Below are 17,414 nucleotides of genomic sequence, written 5' to 3'. Positions count from 1 at the left end.
AATTTACTTAACAAACTATCAATTATAAATTATAACTGATAATCGATAATCACAGGGGCATGGTCGCTAAACCAAGTGTCTTTGTACACCCAAGCTCCAATGGTGCGAGTACGCCAATCGGGTGAGCAGGCGTGGTAGTCGATACGCCAACCGACATTTTTGGCACGAGCTTGCCCACGATTTGACCACCAAGAATAAATATCGGCATCGTGTCGCACCACTCGAAAAGTGTCCACATAACCCAAATCATCATAGATGTGATCCAGCCAAGCACGCTCATGCGGTAGGCAACCTGACGCTTTTTGGTTGCCTGACCAGTTTTTGATATCAATGCGTTTATGCACGATATTATAGTCGCCACAGACAATGATGGATTTGTTTTGTTGTCGCCAGTCTGTGAGAATTTGCCGATAATCCTGCAAAAAACTGTCCTTTCTGGCTTGGGCTTCATCGCCTGATGAGCCAGATGGCAAGTACAAAGAAGCAATATGCACAGGATAGTCGATGCCTTTGGCGGACAAGTCAAATTCGGCAGTGATAAAGCGGCCTTGACTGTCCGCCAGCTCAAAACCCAAGCCTTTTGTTACTGCCACAAAAGGCAGGCGGCTATAAATTGCCGTGCCAGCATAGCCTGCACGCTCAGCGGCAAATAGGGCGGTGTGCCAACCGTCTGGGTGGAATTTATCCGTCCACTGCTCGTGGGTAATGCGTGATTCTTGGATACAGACGACATCGGCATCACTGACGGCCAACCAGTCAAAAAAGCCTTTTTTCTCTGCCGAACGCAGCCCATTGACATTGATGGAGACGACACGCAGCACCTGATTAGGATTGTCATAAATCGCCTTAGAAGGCACGACATCATTAGGCTTGATGGCAGGCTGTGGCTTGTTGCCGTCCACTTTTGGGGCGTTGGTGGTGGCAGTCTTGGCGATACGTTTGGGCTTGATGATGGTATCTGTATCTACTGCATCAGCCGTGAGCGATGGCTGTGGCTGTGGGGTTTTATTAAGAATGGATTTGGGTTTGTTGGTTTTACTGCTGGTCATAAAAGTTAATTTTTAATCGAAATTTGTTTTTATTTTAACAATATAACTAAAATAAAAGATAATCAAAATTAATCATTAAATCACAAGTTATTGTTTAAAACACTTGGTCAATTGACATTTTTTACCTTCAATTTGCATTCAAAAACATCAATTGACCCAATGGCTGTGCTTAAACTTAAACTTAAATTATGATGAAATGATTATTAAACCTATCATTAAATTTATGCCTGAATTTGCGATAATCTGCGATAAATGATTAAATTGTGATAAATGATAAATGATAAATTAAACACAGGTTTTAATTTTTAATGCTCTCGTCCAGTAGCGTTTCTTCACTGGATTTCCAGTTATACGCACCATAAAGCACCATTTGCATTTGGCGAGTGCAGCGGTGTAGCATTTCTTGTTTTTTGAGTTCAAGTTCGGCTTGGCTTGGGCGAGTTTCATTATCAAGAAAATCAGAAACATAAGTCAAATCTAGCCAATCAATAATCCACGAAAACGACAAGTTCACCCCAGTTTCAGCAAGCAAAAATCTATCATAGCTGCTGATATGCTCAAAAGCAGGCTGCAACGCCAAATCTTCACCCATAATCTTGGCAAAAGTGCCGATTTGCTCACCGATGGCACGGCGAACCGCTTCTGAGCCGCCAAAGCGTTCGCTGGCGATAAATTGCCAATAGCGGGGCTGGGCATTCACCGCCTTAAAAAACAGCTGCACGCTTTTGGCGATTTGGCGATCAAAACTCCGCTTACGCCCCAACTGCATATGCTCACGGAGCATGGCAAGTGCGCCGCCAAGCTCATCTTCAACCAAGGCTTTGCCAAGACTTTCCATATCATCAAAATGGCGATAAAACGCTGTCGGCACAACGCCAACTTCACGAGTAACCTGCCGCAGACTGATGGAGCTATAACCCTGTCCATTCATACACAAATCCAGCACGGCATTAAAAAAAGCCTGACGAGTTTGCCGTTTTTTTTGTTCACGATTGGTTGATTTTTCGATGCTCATAGTTCGTCCAATGATTGGCGTTTGTTAAGTAAACATTTCAGAGAATGGTTGTATATTATGGATAAAAAGTGATATTGTTGCAAGTGTTTATCGGATTGTTTTGTTTGATTTTTATAAAAAAATGATAAAAAATTATCAAAAATACACCAAGGTGCGTTATTTGGGCGGTTTTATTGGTTGGTTTGGGTGTATATTTTATTTAAAATACATAAAAATTTTAGCAAAAATATATCCCACTGATGACAGCTTACGCCAAAACACCGCCAAAAAATCACCCATCAGCGGATTGTTGATGGGTGATGACTGGTTGTTTGTGATACTGATAGCAAATGCCAATCAGATACCGCAATAATAAAGCCGATTATTTTTGTTTGACACAGTCTAGCAATACGGCATTGTCGCTGCCAGCAACGATGGCTTTATCGTCTTTTAGCTCAAGGCTCATGGCTTTGTCATCGCCTTGGATACCGTCATCAGTGATGTAGCGGTTGGCGTTGGCTGGGTCTTGGTCTAGGTCATACACCACGCCATCATCGGTTAGGTGAGCTTCGATTCTGCCATCGTGGTTGTGGACAACGATATGTACGGTTTTATCGCCGCATTGGTAAGCGTCGCCTTCGTCATGATGGTGGTGATGGTGTTCGTGATCATGCCCTTCGTGATCATGATCGTGTCCATCGTGATCATGGTCATGGTCGTGGTCATGATGCTCGTGTGCATCGGCGGCTTGTTCGGTTTGGGCGGCATCGGCTGGCTGTGGGGCAGGCTTATTACAAGCAGTCAATGATAAAGCAGCGACAACAGATGCGATAAGTAACTTTTGATTCATAACGAACTCTTTTTGATAAAACGAATTTAAGGATAAATCTAAGAATAAATGATAAAATCACCAAATTGGGTGTAATAATATAACAAATAATCCGCCATGTTTCAAATGCTTTGCGGTATTTTTGTTACTATGATTGTCATTATCTTAATATTGCCCCAACGCTGCCCCAATATTGCCCAAGTTTGAGCAAGTTTTGGGACAGATTGGTAAGCCAATCAAGCCGTGCAATGACAACCCATAAAATCAGACATTAAATCTAAAATGCATCACATCGCCGTCTTGGACAATGTAAGTTTTACCTTCTAGGCGAGATTTGCCAGCAGCGGCAGCACCTTTTTCGCCGCCATGCTCAATAAAATCATCATAGCCAATGACTTCGGCACGGATAAAGCCACGCTCAAAGTCGGTATGAATCACGCCAGCAGCTTCAGGGGCGGTAGCACCGACTTTGACCGTCCATGCACGCACTTCTTTGACACCAGCGGTAAAATAAGTTTGTAGATTTAATAACTGATAACCAGCACGAATCACTCGATCCAGTCCAGCTTCCGCCAAGCCCAAGCCTTCTAAGAACTCGGCTTTTTCTTCTTCATCAAGCTGGGCGATTTCGGCTTCAATTTGGTTGCACAGTGGCACAACGATGGCATCTTCGTTAGCGGCAAATTCACGCACGCTGTCCAAATAAGGATTGTTTTCAAAGCCATCTTCGGCGACATTGGCAATGTACATCACAGGTTTTAGGGTGATAAGGCCATAGCTTTTGATGAGTTTTTTCTCGTCATCGTCCAAATTTGCCAAGCGAGCAGGCTTACCGTCCGCCAAAAATGGCTCAATTTTTTGAAAAACAGCCAACGCCGCTTGAGCGTCTTTATCGCCGCCTTTGGCTTTTTTATTTAGATTGGTGATGGCACGAGATACTGCGTCAAGGTCAGCCAAGGCAAGTTCGGTATTGATGGTTTCGATGTCAGACAGCGGATTGACACGGCCATCAACATGGATTACATTGTCATCATCAAAGCAGCGAACCACATGAGCGATGGCGTCTGTTTCACGGATATTTGCCAAAAACTGGTTGCCCATGCCTTCGCCTTTTGATGCACCAGCGACCAAGCCAGCAATATCCACAAATTCCATACTGGTCGGAATCGTGCGTTCAGGATTGACGATTTTTGCCAATGCTTTTAGGCGTGGATCTGGCACAGGGACGATGCCAGTATTAGGATCTTTGGTGCAAAATGGAAAATTCTCAGCAGCGATACCTGCTTTGGTCAATGCGTTAAAAAGGGTAGATTTGCCAACATTAGGTAAGCCTACGATGCCACAGTTAAAGCCCATAATCAATTCTCTATCGGTTAAAGCGGTTAGGTTGTCAAGTTGATTGTCAAATTTGCCATTATACCAAAGATAATCGGTTTTTTATAGCTTTTGTTGGTTTTGTTGCTTTGCTTTTGGCAAGATTGTCTGGTTTCGGCTGCCTTTGGGTAAATTTTTAAGCCATCAAATTAAATCGATTTAAAAATTTTAAAAATATTAAACAGAATCAAAACAAGAATTAAAGGCAGCTGGGCAATTTTGCCAAAAATTGTGCTAAAGCGGCTAAAATTGGCAAAAATGCAACAAAAATTCAGCAAATCCCAAAATTTACGCAAAATAAAGGCGAAAAAAAAGATGAAAATTGCCAAAATTTTTGCTATAATTTTTAGGATTTTTCTAAACTTCATTTAGCATAAGGATTTTACCCATGGCTATCGAACGCACTTTATCTATCATTAAGCCAGACGCAGTTGGCAAAAGCCACATCGGCGACATCGTTGCTCGCTTTGAAAAAGCAGGCCTTAAGCCAGTTGCAATGAAATACAAGCACCTATCTCAAGCAGACGCCGAAGGTTTTTATGCCGAGCATAAAGAGCGTGGTTTCTTTGCTGACCTAGTGGCTTTCATGACTTCAGGTCCAGTTGTGGTATCGGTTCTAGAAGGTGAAAATGCTGTATTGGCACACCGTGAAATCCTAGGTGCAACCAACCCACAAGAAGCTGCTGCTGGCACAATCCGTGCAGATTTTGCAGTAAGCATTGACGAAAACGCAGCACACGGCTCTGACTCTGTGGCTTCTGCTGAGCGTGAAATCGCTTACTTCTTCGGTGCTGACGAAATCTATCCACGCACTCGTTAATCTTTGCTTATTGATTAGCCAAGATTATAAAAACAGTCGTCTTTTTGGCGGCTGTTTTTTGTTTTATTAACAAACTTATTTTATTAATAATTGCTAAAAATCAAAACCAAGATAAATAAAAACCCAAGCCAATCAAATGCTCAGGTTTTGTTTAGATTTTATTAAAATCACAAAATCAAATCTTTAAAATAAAAATCTGCTCAAATGATAGTATGGCTTATCTTTGGCATTGGAATTTGATTTGATATTCATAATCGTCATTGCGACTTAGGCTTGGTGTTGCTTGCCCAAAGACAGCACCGATAACGCCCACGCCTTGCTCGATGATGCGTCCTGTTTTTTCGTCCAAAACGCCATTATAGGTGGTCTTATCCGAAACGATCAGCACCGTGCGATTGCCACATTGTTTTTTGGCGGCTGCTAGGGCGGCTTCTTGGGCTTTTAGTTTGCTTACGCCAAGTCCTGTGGTTTCGTGAACGCCATCGGTGCGAGTGATGACAGGGGCGGTGCTGCTGGTGCTGGCACAGGCCGACAGCAAAGTGACGGCAGCAGCGATGCAAAGTAGTTTTTTCATAAATCCACCTTATGACAAGTTTAGTAAATATTAAAAATTTATCCGATAATTGCGATGTCAAATGGCACAAAAGCAACCAATGCCATTTGATACCAATTTTTAACCCAAGTTTAACTAAAAATTTTCAATCAATGCTCAACAACATTGGCAATAACTACCAGTATAGCAAGAAACAACAGCATTACAAGACGCTAAGATTGCTTGTGTGTGGGATTTTTGTACAGTGATTTTTACAGGTGAGCAAATTACACCGCAGATAACAGGCGGACAATATTGGCAAGGCACGGCAGGCATGGCTTTGGGATAGATTTTGGGTCTGATGGATAAAAATTGACAAAACGCCGCTTGCTGATTTTGTGGATTTTGCACCAGCATAAAATATGGTATAATGCGATAATTTATTGGTTTTTTGATTGATTTAAATGGATTAAAAGCCAACATAGTTTAAAAACAAACTTAAAATTAAAACATTGTCAGTGAAAAACTGTACACTAAAATTGGCATAACGATTTATGAAACAACAAATCCAGCTCATCGATGCCCCCAGTGGCGTTTTGGAGATTGATAGCATCTTGCAGGACGGCGAACGCTGTGCGTCTGATGCGTTGGCGATTTTATGCCACCCCAATCCAACCCAAGGCGGCACGATGAATAATAAGGTGGTCAGCACCATGTACCGCTTTTGCCGTGATGCCAATATGGATGTTTTTCGTTTTAATTTTCGTGGCGTGGGTCGCTCATCAGGCAGTGTGGGTACAGGCGATGGCGAGCTGGCGGACGCTTTGGCGGTGCTGCGTTATGCCCTAAGTTGTACGCCTGCCCGCAAATTGTGGCTAGGTGGGTTTAGCTTTGGCGGTTATATTGCTTGCCGCTTGGCAAATTTGCTGGGCAGTGATGAAGTTGGTGAACTTGATTTGGGTGAAGTAAATCTGCACAATCTGGCACTGATTGCCCCATCGATACAGCGATTTGGCGGCAAAATTCCCAGCTGGCAGGCAGATCGCACTTTTATGATTTATGGTGATGCTGATGAGTTGGTCAGTCCTGCTTTGTTGGCGGATTTTGCCAAGCGTTATCAAATTGCCAGCACCGTGATTCCAACAGGGCATTTTTTCCATGCCAAATTGGTTGAGTTAAAAGACGCTTTGCAAGCACACACGCTGCCATAAAATACGATTAAAATTTGCTTGATAAAAGGCTTAAATATTTAAGTTATTTTAAATGGTTTGAGATTTTTAAATTTTGAGAGTTTAAACCTTTAAAATAGTGATAAAATTTAGTAAAAATTAAAATACCCAAAAGGATAAATAATGACACAGCAAAGCCCCTTAGCTCGTTATCATGCTGCCTTGGCAACGGGTGAATTTAGCGAAGATGCCATTCAGCTGGCGGCAGTCACTTATATGGACGAGCTGCATCAACAAATTGTCAAAAACCAAGCCAATCAAGGCGGTTGGTTTGCCAGTTTGTTCAAATCAAAACCTACTATGCCAAAGGGTCTGTATATGTGGGGCGGCGTGGGTCGTGGCAAGACTTGGATGATGGACATGTTTTATGACAGCTTGCCCATCGAAAAAAAGATGCGTATGCATTTTCACCACTTTATGCAGCGTGTACAAAAAGAGCTGGTGGCACTGCAAGGGCAGGTCGATCCTTTGCAAAAAGTTGCCGACATTATCCACAAAGAAGCGGTGGTGATTTGTTTTGATGAATTTTTTGTTTCCAATGTGTCTGATGCGATGATTTTGGGCGATTTGTTCACCATGCTGTTTGATCGTGGCATTACTTTGGTGGCGACTTCAAACATTGAACCAGCTGGACTTTATAAAAACGGCATTCATCGAGATCGCTTTTTGCCAGCGATTGCCCAAGTCGAAAAGCACACCACGGTGATGAATATTGATGCAGGCATCGATTATCGTTTGCGACTGCTAAAACAAGCCAAACTCTACACTTCGCCACTGACTGCCGACAGCCAAAATTGGCTTTCTGAGCGTTTTGACAGCTTGGCAGGCGGTCAAGCGGCGAGCAGTAAGCCGATTGTCATTGGCGGTCGTGAAATTGAGATTGTCAAACGCACTGAAACCATGCTGCTGGCGGATTTTCGTGCCTTGTGCATGCAGCCACGCTCGGCGGCGGATTTTATTGAAATTGCCAACGATTTTAGCACGGTGATGGTGGACAATGTGCCATTTTTGAATGATACTTTGATGGATCCGACTCGCCGATTTATTTATTTGGTTGATGAATTTTATGATCGCCGTGTCAAATTATTAATCCGTGCCGAGCAATCCATTCTTGATTTGTATCAAGGCGAAAAACTGGCTTTTGAAATCGAAAGAACTCGTTCACGCCTGCTTGAGATGCAATCTGAAGATTATTTGGCAGCCGAGCATCGCTTGGATTGATAATTGACAAAATTAATAAAATCATCAGTCAAAATCATTAAAAACAGCTTAACAAACCCAAACGAAACAAACCCAAACAAGGATAATATAATGAAAAATGACATTTTAGACATCATTCACCAACGCCGCAGTATTGGCAAGCTGTGTCTGCCGATGCCCAATGATGATGAATTGCAAGCGGTGCTGTCGGCGGCGATGGTTGCCCCAGACCATAAGCAGCTTAAGCCTTGGCGGTTTTGGGTGCTGACTGATGGGGCATTGGTTGAGTTTGGGCAAGTTTTACTCACCGCTGCTAAAGATGAAGCGGCTGCCAAAGGCGAGACGCTCGACGATGCAGCGATGAATAAAGTGCTAAATATGCCGCTGCGAGCTCCGATGGTTATTGTCGTCGCCACTTGCCTAAAGCAGCACGAAAAAGTGCCAGCCTTTGAGCAGCTACTCAGTGCAGGGGCGGCAGCCCAAAATATGCTGCTTGCCCTTGAGTCTATCGGCTATCGCAGCGTTTGGCGGACAGGGCCTTTGTGTAACACGCCAGCGGTCAAGGCACATTTTGGTGTGGATCAGGCAGACACCATTTGTGGCTTGATTTATACTGGCTCAAGCTCTGTGCAGATGCCGCCACGAGAAGCGGTTGATTTGGCGGATTTTGTTGAGTACCGAAGCTAATTTTTTTAATAAAACTTAATTAATCAAGGACGCAAGCATGAAGCTACGCAAACCTGCTGTCAAAAACCCCAAAGTAAAAAAAATTGTCGATGCTGCCAGTGTGAGCATTGATGATGCGGTGAATGCTTTTAAAGAATCGGAGTTGTCCAATGCACCGATTATCTCAAGCATTGCCGAATTGGCAGGACTAAAAAAGAAAAAATCTGTCGAGCTTGCCGAATCGATACAGGCGGCAGAGCGGTCATTATCGACACAGCAGACGCTTAAATTTGCGTTTTTGGGCGGTGGCAGTTTTGGCACGGCGATGGCGAATTTGGCTGCCAAAAATGGCTGCGATGCGACCTTGTGGGTGCGTGATAAGAGAACGGTCAAATCATTGACCAAAACCCACATTAACAAAAAATATCTGCCCAATCACAAACTGGACGACCGATTAAAATTTAGCCACGATTTGCAAGCGGCAGTATCAGGCGTTGATGTGATTTTTGTTGCCGTGCCAAGTTCGGCATTTCGTGAGCTATTGACCAATATTAAGCCGTTTATCAGCCATCAAGCGGTGGTATCTTTGACCAAAGGCATGGAAAAAGACACTTTTGCGATGATGAGCGACATTATCCAAGAAGTGCTGCCTGAAGTGAATTTTGGTGTCATGAGCGGCCCCAATTTGGCAGTTGAAATCATGGATAATATGCCATCAGCAACGGTCATTGCGTCCGAGTCTGAGCTGCTTAGAAAAGCGGTGCAAACAGCCCTGCACAGTGCATTTTTTCGTGTTTTTGCCAGTAGCGACATCAAGGGCGTTGAGCTTGGTGGGGCATTAAAAAATATCTACGCCATCGCCATGGGTATGGCAGCAGCTTATGAAGTTGGTGAGAATACTAAGGCGATGCTCTTGACTCGAGCTTTGGCGGAGATGAGCCGTTTTGGGGTGGCGGTGGGTGCTGACCCATTGACTTTTTTGGGTTTGTCTGGCGTGGGCGATTTGTACGCCACTTGCAGTTCGGTGCTAAGTCGCAACTACCGAGTGGGGCATATGCTGGGCAAAGGAGCTAGCCTAGACAGTGCGGTCAAAAAATTGGGGCAAACTGCCGAAGGGGTCAATACCATCGCTCAGGTACACACACGAGCCAAGGAATTGGGCATTTATATGCCGATTACGCATGCGTTATATGCCGTGCTGTACGAAGATAAGTCCGCTTTGGGCGTGGCGTTAAATTTGATGGAAACGGGTTTTAGAAGTGATGTTGAATTTGTCCTGCCCCAAGATGAGAGTAATGTCCGCCTAAGCCAAGAATTTAGCGAAGTACTCAAAAGCAGTGCCGATGCCAAGCCAAAGCAAGATGAGCCTGATTTGTCAGCACCGACTGATGAGTAGAGCGGTCAAAATTTGGCAGGTTTGGTGATTTGATAAATTGCTCAATGGGCAAATTGCAATTGTTGAAATTGTTTGATTGCTAAATTTTAATGATTAAATTTCAATTTAAACTATAAAATTAAACTACAAAATCAAGGATAAAACATGAAACTGATTTTTATCAGACATGGGCAGGCTGAACCATATTGTGATGATGACGCTGGGCGAAATCTGACCGAGTTTGGGCAAACTCAAGCCGCCCAGACTGCCGAATACATCACGGCACGGCATACGCTGGATTTGATTATCGCCAGTCCTTATAATCGTGCCGATCAAACCGCCAAGACGCTGCTGGCACACGCCAACGCCGCAGGGCAGGAGCCGAGTTTTATCACGGTCAGCAGCATCACCCCTGATGATGATCCCAACACGGCGATTGCTGACATTGATTATGCCATTACCAGTAAGTTTGGCGATGATACCGATGATAAATGCATTGCCGTGGTTTGTCATATGCCTATTGTCGCCTATATGGTGGCTCACCTTGACGGTCTAAGTCCTGCGTCTTTTGAATTGGCAGAATGTCGTGTATTGACAACCCATGTTTTGGCGGCGGATTTGGGGCGTTGCGTGGATCGCTTTGTGCCAGTGCAGCCCTAATTCATGCATGAATTTGTCCAAATGCCAAAATTTTACTTGCAAATGCCAAAATTTTGCGTATAATACGGACTTGGCTTCATCGGTAGCTTCGCAACTGTGTACTATGAACCCCGCCAGGACCGGAAGGTAGCAACGGTAGTAGATACAAAGTGTGCCGAAGATGTGCTGATGAAGTCATTTTTTTGTCCAAATTTTGCCCTTCTATTCAATAAACCGCCATTGGTTTGTTGTTTTTCCCATTTTTACTGATTGTCCGATTTTACTGATTTTTTTGATTGCTTTTTTTTAAATTTTACCAATTTTGACTTTTTATTGGCTGATAAGTTTACATTTGTACCAATTTTATCGCATAATTAAATTTTCCGTGTTATAATAGGCGAAATTTTTGTAATTTTTGCAATTAATGCAATAAGGAAAAGCCATGCTACTAAAAGGTCAGCGTTTTTTGGTTACTGGTATCGCCAGTAAATTATCCATCGCTTGGGCAATCGCCGAGAGCCTGCATCGTGAAGGTGCTGAGTTGATTTTGACTTATCCCAATGACAAAATCAAAAAGCGTGTCGAGATGGCGGCCGAAGCGTTCAACGCCACTGCTGTGATCGAGTGTGATGTCGCTTCAGATGCGTCCATTGCGGCGTGCTTTGCTGAAGTGGCGACGCATTGGGGGCAGGGCGATGATCAAGGCATTAACGGCATCGTTCACGCCATCGGTTTTGCCCCTGCCGATCAATTGGACGGCGATTTTACCGCTGCCACCACTCGTGAAGGCAGCCAAATTGCCCACGATATTTCCAGTTACAGTTTTGTGGCACTGGCAAAAGCAGGGCGAGAATTGCTGGCAGCACGCCAAGGTTCGTTATTGACTTTGACTTATGAAGGCAGCATTTCTGTGTTACCAAATTACAATGTTATGGGCATGGCAAAAGCAAGTCTTGAAGCGTCCGTGCGTTATTTGGCATCGTCATTGGGCGGTGAAGGCATTCGTGTCAATGCCATCAGTGCAGGACCAATCCGCACCTTGGCAGCCAGCGGCATCAAATCATTCCGCCGTATGCTTGATGTCAGCGAAAAAATTGCTCCGCTACAACGCAATGTCAGCCAAGAAGAAGTCGGCAATGCGGCATTGTTCCTATTGTCGCCATGGGCAAGTGGCGTAACTGGCGAGATTTTGTTTGTCGATGCAGGATTTAACACCGTCGCCATCAGCGAGCAAATCATGGCAATGGCAAGCGATGAATGATGATGGATTGCTAACTGCCAATTGTTATTAATTAACGATTAATTATCAGTTAATGGCAATTGTGATTTTTATCAAATTGCATGAATCCAAGCGTATTTGACAACTTCGATTCACCAACTTTGATTTGATAAAGGCAGCCAAATTTACCCATTTCGCCGAACTTTTGGACAAAACCAAAGGTTCGGCTTTTGTTTATTGGCTTTTTTTGGTCTGTTTTGGTATGATAGTGCATATTTTATCTGACTTTTTTTTGAGCATTTTGCATTAAACTTTGATATTGGAATTGATTATGACCAAGCCTTATTTGATTGCACCATCGATTTTATCCGCTGATTTTGCTCGTTTGGGCGATGATGTTCAAGCGGTGCTGGACGCTGGTGCCGATGTGGTGCATTTTGATGTGATGGACAATCATTATGTGCCAAATCTCACCTTTGGAGCGATGGTTTGCCAAGCACTCAAGGATTATGGCATCACCGCTCCCATCGATGTGCATTTGATGGTGTCGCCTGTGGATCGCATGATTGAAGAATTTTTAAAGGCAGGGGCGGATATCATTACTTTTCACCCAGAAGCGTCGGATCATATTGACAGAAGTTTACAGCTTATCAAAGATGGCGGTGCTAAGTGCGGTCTGGTCTTTAACCCAGCCACGCCGCTGCATTATTTGGATTATACCTTGGATAAAGTGGATCAAATTTTGCTCATGAGCGTCAATCCCGGGTTTGGCGGTCAAAAATTTATCGATGGTACGCTGGATAAATTGCGTGCCGTGCGTCAGCGTATCGATGCCAGCGGTCGAGATATTCGCCTAGAAGTCGATGGTGGCGTGAATGTGGCGAATATTCGCACCATCGCCGAAGCGGGTGCAGATATGTTTGTGGCAGGTTCGGCGATTTTTAATCAAGCCGATTATAAAGCGGTGATTGATGCCATGCGAGATGAGCTTGCCAAAGCCGCCCAAGCCAAAATTTCTTAATGATGGGAATAATTATGCCAAATTTACCCAATCAGCCAAATCAATCCAATCAAAATACCGCCCAAACCCCAAAAGTTGGCATCGTGCCGATGTCATTTACTATCGGTCTGTGCTTGGCGAGCGTTGTGCTGAGTGTCGCTGGCTATGCGTTTCGCCTGATGTTTGGTGATGAATTGTCGCAGATGTTGCCACAAGCGGCGGTTGTTATTTTTACTTTTGTCATCGGCGTGCCAGTTTTGATATGGCTTGGCAGTCTGTGTGTCAATCATTTTACCAAGGCAGCCATTCACCCCAGAAACGCTCTGACGCTCGGTTGGCTCTTGTCTGTTGTTGCTTTATTATCCATCATGGGAATATACAGCTGATGTTAAACAAACTTATCCCAGATGCCATCACGCCCAAGGACATTCCCAAGCCATTGATTTTGCTATTAATTGTCGCCTGCTTGCTCATTGGGCTGTCAGGACTTCGCTATGGCGGCAAAGAAGGCTGGCTGCATGTGCTAGAAAATTGGCTGATAACTTTGATTATTATCCCAGCGTTTACGGCATTGGTTGCCATGCCGATGAAATGGCGTGATGCCGATTTTGATGTGCGTATGGCGTATTATTTGGGCATGTTTGTGGCATTTTTATTTATGATGGCAAAATTGCGTTATTGGCGTTAAGGATTGGCTTGGGTGTTGGGCGATGATAAAACCATCAAATTGACCCAAAAGAGAGAAAAAGCATGATTGAAATTTCTGATAAAATCAAGCAAGAAATGTATAGAGATGCCAAAAACTTATGGTTTTCTGCGTTATTTGAAAACATTCCAGCGTCTTTGCCAAATATTACATTTGAAGAACAAAAATCCCTGTTTTTTTCAGCTCACCAAAGAAGCTTTGGATAGTGGGCTGATTCAATTTTCCCCGCCTAATCATCTTTGGCACGAAGGCTATGATGTTTGGGACGCACCATCAGATGAAATCGTTGCCTATCTTAAGGATAATTTCCCCAAAGATGCCACTGATGAATTGGACGAAGAAGTCAATTTGTATTTTTATCTTACCGCCCCTGCTGTGTCATGGCGGCAGGACGATGGCAGTTATTATGGCAGCTAGCGATTTGGATTGATAAAGATAAACCTGATTTCACTTGAAAATTAAGCCAGCGATACCATATATATCGGCATGATACAAACCCAATCACCATAACGATAACGGTCTGATATAATGACAAAACAAACTTCACAGACAATTAAAAATTGGCAAACAATGAGCGTTGAAGACAGGCTGTCTTTTGTCAATGAGTTGGTCGAGCAGACTTTGGACAATGGCGAGACTTTGGCGGTTTTGCATGAGCTGTTTTTTCAAGAAGTGCATGGGCAGGGCGATGAGACGGTGATTGATGCGATTGCCATGGCGATTGCTCAGTTTGTCGATCCTGAAGTACTGACCCAAATCGGTGAGCATTTGGGCAGTTTGGGCGTGGATTTGCCAGCGGCATTTTTGCCCCAGTCCCAATCTAAGCCTAAGCGGACACGCAAAAAAACCAGCCAAGCCAATGATACCACCGCTCAAGATGGCAATGCTGACAGCACCGATACCGCTCCCAAAAAACGCCGTACTCGCAAAAAAATCACCAACAGCGAAACGGACAATTCGGACAATGCCGATGGTTTGGCAAATGATACAGTGGCTGCCGACAGTGCCAGCGATATTGACCATACCGCCACCCCCAAAAAACGCCGCAAGAGAGCCAAAAAAACCAAAAACGGCTTTGTTCAAGAAGCGTTATTGGAATTTATCGAAGAGCCATCAGGGGCGATGACTTTGCGTGAAGTCGGTACGGACGAAGCCTTGGTGAGTATTGCGTTTTCGGAGCAAGTCAAAGACATGCTGGGCAATGACGCTCGCATTGTTGGGCAGGCGATGATTCATGCGGCGATTGCCAGCGTTGTTCAGCGGCAGTCTAACTTTTGGCATGCTCATGTGTATGACGAAGAGCCAGTGCATTACAGTTGATAAAATTTTATAAATTACTTTATTATTAATTCACTTATAATAAACCCCAAAGACCGTTTGGCTTTTGGGGTTTTGATTTATTATTCTAATAATATATTTTTAATAAAATTTACAGTTTTGACCTTTTGTTGTTTTGATATTTTATCATCTTTTAAATAATATGTACCAAATGTTTAATAAATAACACTTGCCAAGTTTTAAAAATTTTAAAACCATCAAATCTTCAAATCATCAAAAAATCCGCCGTATTGTTTTATCACTAATAATAATATCCACGCTTTGATCCCAAGGCTGTTTATTTAATTTATCAAGCACTTGAAATTCATAGCACCATGCGATTTTTAGGCAATGCTTTGTCCGCTCAAAGGTGCGATCATAATAGCCACCACCCATGCCCAAACGCACGCCTGCCTTATCCACTGCCACCAAAGGGCAAATGATGGCGTCCATTGCTTTGGCGTCTTGGTGCGGTCGGCAAATCGGCTCAAGCATGCCCAAGCGGTGTTTTTTGAGCGGTGTTTTGGTCAGCGTCGCCATGATGGGGGCAAAAGTGAGCGGCTGGCTTTGGCGTGTGATGGGCAAATAGCCTTGATAGCCGTATTTTTGGCAAAATTTGGCGATGACGGCGGTCGGCATTTCACCAAAGCTGTCCAAATAAAAAGCAATTTTTGCCCCTTTGGGTAATAATGGCACAAGTTTTGGCAAAAAACGACTGGCAAGCCATGCCGATTGGCGGCGTTGGCGGTCGGTGAGCTTACGGCGTTGGCTTTTGATTTGCTTGCGGATTTGTGCAGGGCTGTGCATTTTGTCCATATTTTAATATTCCACCTGAAATAATTGACCTATAAAACGATAATGATTATTATTAGATATTGAAATTTATTTTCAACAATGATATGCTAGGTGTTGCTTTGGTGCGGTTTTAACGATGATTTCACGGTAATCTGGTTAGATTAGCATAATTTTTAACATTTACCAATCGACAATTTTTTATCCATTATCTTAATGATTTATTCACAGACTGGCAAAAGCCAAATAACAACGGAGCAAATGATGACAACACGCATTGAAAAAGACACCATGGGCGAGATTGCCGTACCAGCGGCGGCATATTGGGGTGCGCAAACGCAGCGTAGCCGTGAGAATTTTCGCATCGGCGGTGAAAGACTGCCTAAGCCTTTGATTAACGCCATGGCATTGGTCAAAAAGGCCGCCGCCATCACCAATGCCAGCCTTGGGCGAATCCCAGACGACACCGCCAAGCTGATTGTCTTGGCGTGCGATGAAGTGCTGGCGGAGCAGTTTGATGAACAATTTCCTTTGGTAGTTTGGCAAACTGGTTCAGGCACGCAGTCCAACATGAACATGAACGAAGTCATCGCCAACCGTGCCAATGAAATCGCAGAGCAGCCCAAAGGCAGTTATCAGCCAGTCCACCCCAACGATCATGTCAATCACGCCCAATCCACCAACGACAGCTTTCCAACCGCCATTCGTGTGGCAGCCGCCCAGCAAATCCGTGCCGAGCTGTTGCCTGCCATCGCCAAATTGCGTGCGACTTTGGCGGATAAATCGGTAGCATTTGACAGCATTATCAAAATCGGCCGCACGCATTTACAAGATGCCACGCCTTTGACTTTGGGTCAAGAATTTAGCGGCTATGTTTGCCAGTTGGATAATGCTACTTTGCGTATCGAGCAGGCATTGCTTGGCTTGTGCCAATTGCCTTTGGGTGGTACAGCGGTCGGCACAGGGCTAAATAGCCACCCAGATTATGCCGTCAAAGCGGCACAGACTTTGGCTGATTTGACTGGCATTGACTTTGTTACAGCACCCAATAAATTTGAAGCATTGGCGGCAAAAGATGCCGAAGTTTTTGCATCAGGGGCATTAAAAACGCTGGCAGCCAGCCTAAATAAAATCGCCAATGACATTCGCTGGCTGGCATCAGGCCCACGCTGCGGCTTGGGTGAGCTTGCCATTCCAGAAAATGAACCCGGCTCGTCCATCATGCCCGGTAAGGTCAATCCAACACAGTGCGAAGCGATGACGATGGTGGTCGCTCAAGTGTTTGGCAATGACACAACCATCGCCATGGCAGGTGCTTCGGGGAATTTTGAGCTTAATGTCTATATGCCAGTGATTGGTTATAATTTGTTGCAGTCAATTCGTTTATTAAGCGATGCGATACACAGTTTTAATGATAATTGTGCTGTGGGCATTGAGCCAATCACCGAAAAAATTGACCATTATTTGCATCATTCGCTGATGTTGGTAACGGCACTTAACCGCCATATCGGTTATGAAAATGCCGCCAAAGTCGCCAAAACCGCCTACAAAACCAACCAATCGCTCAAACAAACAGCGATAGAGCTGGGTCTATTGACCGCCGAGCAATTTGACCAAATTGTCAGACCTGAGCAAATGATTGCGCCAAATTGACAAATGAGCAAACGGTTTTA

General features: G+C 44.2%; 20 protein-coding genes and 1 other RNA gene. 15 read left to right on the top strand and 6 right to left on the bottom strand.

Annotated features, from left to right (window positions below; genetic code table 11):
* Nucleotides 1–29: 29 nt before the first annotated feature.
* The 4 genes from ACFBZI_RS09160 to ychF form a co-directional block, all read right to left on the bottom strand.
* Nucleotides 30–1,049, bottom strand: a complete 1,020-nt coding sequence (locus ACFBZI_RS09160) for an exodeoxyribonuclease III (protein WP_375716025.1) — start codon at nt 1,047–1,049, stop codon at nt 30–32.
* 298 nt (nt 1,050–1,347) lie between these two features.
* On the bottom strand, nt 1,348–2,064 hold the full coding sequence (locus ACFBZI_RS09155; RefSeq protein WP_375716024.1) for a TetR family transcriptional regulator: 717 nt from the start codon (nt 2,062–2,064) through the stop codon (nt 1,348–1,350).
* 361 nt (nt 2,065–2,425) lie between these two features.
* Complete coding sequence (locus tag ACFBZI_RS09150) at nt 2,426–2,893, bottom strand: hypothetical protein (protein WP_375716023.1); 468 nt, start codon at nt 2,891–2,893, stop codon at nt 2,426–2,428.
* A gap of 243 nt (nt 2,894–3,136) precedes the next feature.
* On the bottom strand, nt 3,137–4,228 hold the full coding sequence (gene ychF, locus ACFBZI_RS09145) for a redox-regulated ATPase YchF (protein WP_375716022.1): 1,092 nt from the start codon (nt 4,226–4,228) through the stop codon (nt 3,137–3,139).
* A gap of 406 nt (nt 4,229–4,634) precedes the next feature.
* Between ychF and ndk the strand changes: the two genes are divergently transcribed.
* Nucleotides 4,635–5,066, top strand: a complete 432-nt coding sequence (gene ndk / locus ACFBZI_RS09140; RefSeq protein ID WP_375716021.1) for a nucleoside-diphosphate kinase — start codon at nt 4,635–4,637, stop codon at nt 5,064–5,066.
* 217 nt (nt 5,067–5,283) lie between these two features.
* Here ndk and ACFBZI_RS09135 read toward each other — a convergent pair whose 3' ends face one another.
* Nucleotides 5,284–5,640, bottom strand: a complete 357-nt coding sequence (locus ACFBZI_RS09135; RefSeq protein WP_375716020.1) for a hypothetical protein — start codon at nt 5,638–5,640, stop codon at nt 5,284–5,286.
* A 512-nt stretch (nt 5,641–6,152) separates the two neighbouring features.
* On the opposite strand from ACFBZI_RS09135, the gene ACFBZI_RS09130 reads away from it, so the two are divergent.
* The 13 genes from ACFBZI_RS09130 to ACFBZI_RS09070 all read left to right on the top strand — a co-directional run bounded on the left by ACFBZI_RS09130 (nt 6,153) and on the right by ACFBZI_RS09070 (nt 14,952).
* Complete coding sequence (locus tag ACFBZI_RS09130; protein WP_375716019.1) at nt 6,153–6,809, top strand: alpha/beta hydrolase; 657 nt, start codon at nt 6,153–6,155, stop codon at nt 6,807–6,809.
* Between the two features lie 141 nt (nt 6,810–6,950).
* Nucleotides 6,951–8,048 (top strand): cell division protein ZapE, encoded by a 1,098-nt coding sequence (gene zapE / locus ACFBZI_RS09125; RefSeq protein WP_375716018.1) that lies wholly within the window; start codon nt 6,951–6,953, stop codon nt 8,046–8,048.
* Nucleotides 8,049–8,138: 90 nt separating this feature from the next.
* Nucleotides 8,139–8,714 (top strand): nitroreductase family protein, encoded by a 576-nt coding sequence (locus tag ACFBZI_RS09120; protein WP_375716017.1) that lies wholly within the window; start codon nt 8,139–8,141, stop codon nt 8,712–8,714.
* A 37-nt stretch (nt 8,715–8,751) separates the two neighbouring features.
* On the top strand, nt 8,752–10,089 hold the full coding sequence (locus ACFBZI_RS09115; RefSeq protein ID WP_375716016.1) for an NAD(P)H-dependent glycerol-3-phosphate dehydrogenase: 1,338 nt from the start codon (nt 8,752–8,754) through the stop codon (nt 10,087–10,089).
* Nucleotides 10,090–10,233: 144 nt separating this feature from the next.
* On the top strand, nt 10,234–10,728 hold the full coding sequence (gene sixA, locus ACFBZI_RS09110) for a phosphohistidine phosphatase SixA (protein ID WP_375716015.1): 495 nt from the start codon (nt 10,234–10,236) through the stop codon (nt 10,726–10,728).
* Between the two features lie 77 nt (nt 10,729–10,805).
* Nucleotides 10,806–10,902, top strand: an RNA gene (gene ffs, locus ACFBZI_RS09105) — signal recognition particle sRNA small type.
* Between the two features lie 247 nt (nt 10,903–11,149).
* Nucleotides 11,150–11,968 carry an enoyl-ACP reductase FabI gene (locus ACFBZI_RS09100; protein ID WP_375716014.1) on the top strand — a complete coding sequence of 273 codons (819 nt, stop codon included), beginning with the start codon at nt 11,150–11,152 and terminating at the stop codon, nt 11,966–11,968.
* Nucleotides 11,969–12,257: 289 nt separating this feature from the next.
* Nucleotides 12,258–12,947, top strand: coding sequence for a ribulose-phosphate 3-epimerase (rpe, locus tag ACFBZI_RS09095; RefSeq protein ID WP_375716013.1), 690 nt, complete (start codon nt 12,258–12,260; stop codon nt 12,945–12,947).
* A gap of 14 nt (nt 12,948–12,961) precedes the next feature.
* Entirely contained in the window at nt 12,962–13,312 is a 351-nt protein-coding gene (locus tag ACFBZI_RS09090) for a hypothetical protein (protein WP_375716012.1), read from the top strand.
* The gene (locus ACFBZI_RS09085; RefSeq protein ID WP_375716011.1) at nt 13,312–13,614 is read left to right on the top strand and encodes a hypothetical protein; all 303 of its coding nucleotides are present in this window, start codon (nt 13,312–13,314) and stop codon (nt 13,612–13,614) included. Before ACFBZI_RS09090 ends, ACFBZI_RS09085 begins: the two co-directional genes overlap by 1 nt.
* A 62-nt stretch (nt 13,615–13,676) precedes the next feature.
* Nucleotides 13,677–13,838, top strand: coding sequence for a hypothetical protein (locus ACFBZI_RS09080; RefSeq protein WP_375716010.1), 162 nt, complete (start codon nt 13,677–13,679; stop codon nt 13,836–13,838).
* Complete coding sequence (locus ACFBZI_RS09075) at nt 13,831–14,049, top strand: hypothetical protein (protein ID WP_375716009.1); 219 nt, start codon at nt 13,831–13,833, stop codon at nt 14,047–14,049. Before ACFBZI_RS09080 ends, ACFBZI_RS09075 begins: the two co-directional genes overlap by 8 nt.
* 111 nt (nt 14,050–14,160) lie before the next feature.
* Nucleotides 14,161–14,952 (top strand): hypothetical protein, encoded by a 792-nt coding sequence (locus ACFBZI_RS09070; protein WP_375716008.1) that lies wholly within the window; start codon nt 14,161–14,163, stop codon nt 14,950–14,952.
* A gap of 231 nt (nt 14,953–15,183) precedes the next feature.
* On the opposite strand, the gene ACFBZI_RS09065 is transcribed toward ACFBZI_RS09070, so the two are convergent.
* Nucleotides 15,184–15,765: a 5-formyltetrahydrofolate cyclo-ligase gene (locus tag ACFBZI_RS09065; RefSeq protein ID WP_375716007.1), complete on the bottom strand. Its 582-nt coding sequence runs from the start codon at nt 15,763–15,765 to the stop codon at nt 15,184–15,186.
* 240 nt (nt 15,766–16,005) lie between these two features.
* Between ACFBZI_RS09065 and fumC the strand changes: the two genes are divergently transcribed.
* A complete protein-coding gene (gene fumC, locus ACFBZI_RS09060; RefSeq protein WP_375716006.1) occupies nt 16,006–17,394 on the top strand; it encodes a class II fumarate hydratase in 1,389 nt (462 codons plus the stop codon).
* Nucleotides 17,395–17,414 lie beyond the last annotated feature (20 nt).

It is taken from the genome of Moraxella marmotae, from assembly GCF_042219885.1.
In the GTDB taxonomy this organism is placed as follows: domain Bacteria; phylum Pseudomonadota; class Gammaproteobacteria; order Pseudomonadales; family Moraxellaceae; genus Moraxella; species Moraxella marmotae.
The sequence above is the reverse complement of the archived record's forward strand: the minus strand, read 5'-3'. Positions and strand labels throughout refer to the sequence as shown.

Excerpts from the sequence above, each read along its gene's own strand:
- ACFBZI_RS09160 (WP_375716025.1), bottom strand. The coding sequence starts at position 1,049 with ATGACCAGCAGTAAAACCAACAAACCCAAATCCATTCTTAATAAAACC.
- ACFBZI_RS09155 (WP_375716024.1), bottom strand. The coding sequence starts at position 2,064 with ATGAGCATCGAAAAATCAACCAATCGTGAACAAAAAAAACGGCAAACT.
- ACFBZI_RS09150 (WP_375716023.1), bottom strand. The coding sequence starts at position 2,893 with ATGAATCAAAAGTTACTTATCGCATCTGTTGTCGCTGCTTTATCATTG.
- ychF (WP_375716022.1), bottom strand. The coding sequence starts at position 4,228 with ATGGGCTTTAACTGTGGCATCGTAGGCTTACCTAATGTTGGCAAATCT.
- ndk (WP_375716021.1), top strand. The coding sequence starts at position 4,635 with ATGGCTATCGAACGCACTTTATCTATCATTAAGCCAGACGCAGTTGGC.
- ACFBZI_RS09135 (WP_375716020.1), bottom strand. The coding sequence starts at position 5,640 with ATGAAAAAACTACTTTGCATCGCTGCTGCCGTCACTTTGCTGTCGGCC.
- ACFBZI_RS09130 (WP_375716019.1), top strand. The coding sequence starts at position 6,153 with ATGAAACAACAAATCCAGCTCATCGATGCCCCCAGTGGCGTTTTGGAG.
- zapE (WP_375716018.1), top strand. The coding sequence starts at position 6,951 with ATGACACAGCAAAGCCCCTTAGCTCGTTATCATGCTGCCTTGGCAACG.
- ACFBZI_RS09120 (WP_375716017.1), top strand. The coding sequence starts at position 8,139 with ATGAAAAATGACATTTTAGACATCATTCACCAACGCCGCAGTATTGGC.
- ACFBZI_RS09115 (WP_375716016.1), top strand. The coding sequence starts at position 8,752 with ATGAAGCTACGCAAACCTGCTGTCAAAAACCCCAAAGTAAAAAAAATT.
- sixA (WP_375716015.1), top strand. The coding sequence starts at position 10,234 with ATGAAACTGATTTTTATCAGACATGGGCAGGCTGAACCATATTGTGAT.
- ACFBZI_RS09100 (WP_375716014.1), top strand. The coding sequence starts at position 11,150 with ATGCTACTAAAAGGTCAGCGTTTTTTGGTTACTGGTATCGCCAGTAAA.
- rpe (WP_375716013.1), top strand. The coding sequence starts at position 12,258 with ATGACCAAGCCTTATTTGATTGCACCATCGATTTTATCCGCTGATTTT.
- ACFBZI_RS09090 (WP_375716012.1), top strand. The coding sequence starts at position 12,962 with ATGCCAAATTTACCCAATCAGCCAAATCAATCCAATCAAAATACCGCC.
- ACFBZI_RS09085 (WP_375716011.1), top strand. The coding sequence starts at position 13,312 with ATGTTAAACAAACTTATCCCAGATGCCATCACGCCCAAGGACATTCCC.
- ACFBZI_RS09080 (WP_375716010.1), top strand. The coding sequence starts at position 13,677 with ATGATTGAAATTTCTGATAAAATCAAGCAAGAAATGTATAGAGATGCC.
- ACFBZI_RS09070 (WP_375716008.1), top strand. The coding sequence starts at position 14,161 with ATGACAAAACAAACTTCACAGACAATTAAAAATTGGCAAACAATGAGC.
- ACFBZI_RS09065 (WP_375716007.1), bottom strand. The coding sequence starts at position 15,765 with ATGGACAAAATGCACAGCCCTGCACAAATCCGCAAGCAAATCAAAAGC.
- fumC (WP_375716006.1), top strand. The coding sequence starts at position 16,006 with ATGACAACACGCATTGAAAAAGACACCATGGGCGAGATTGCCGTACCA.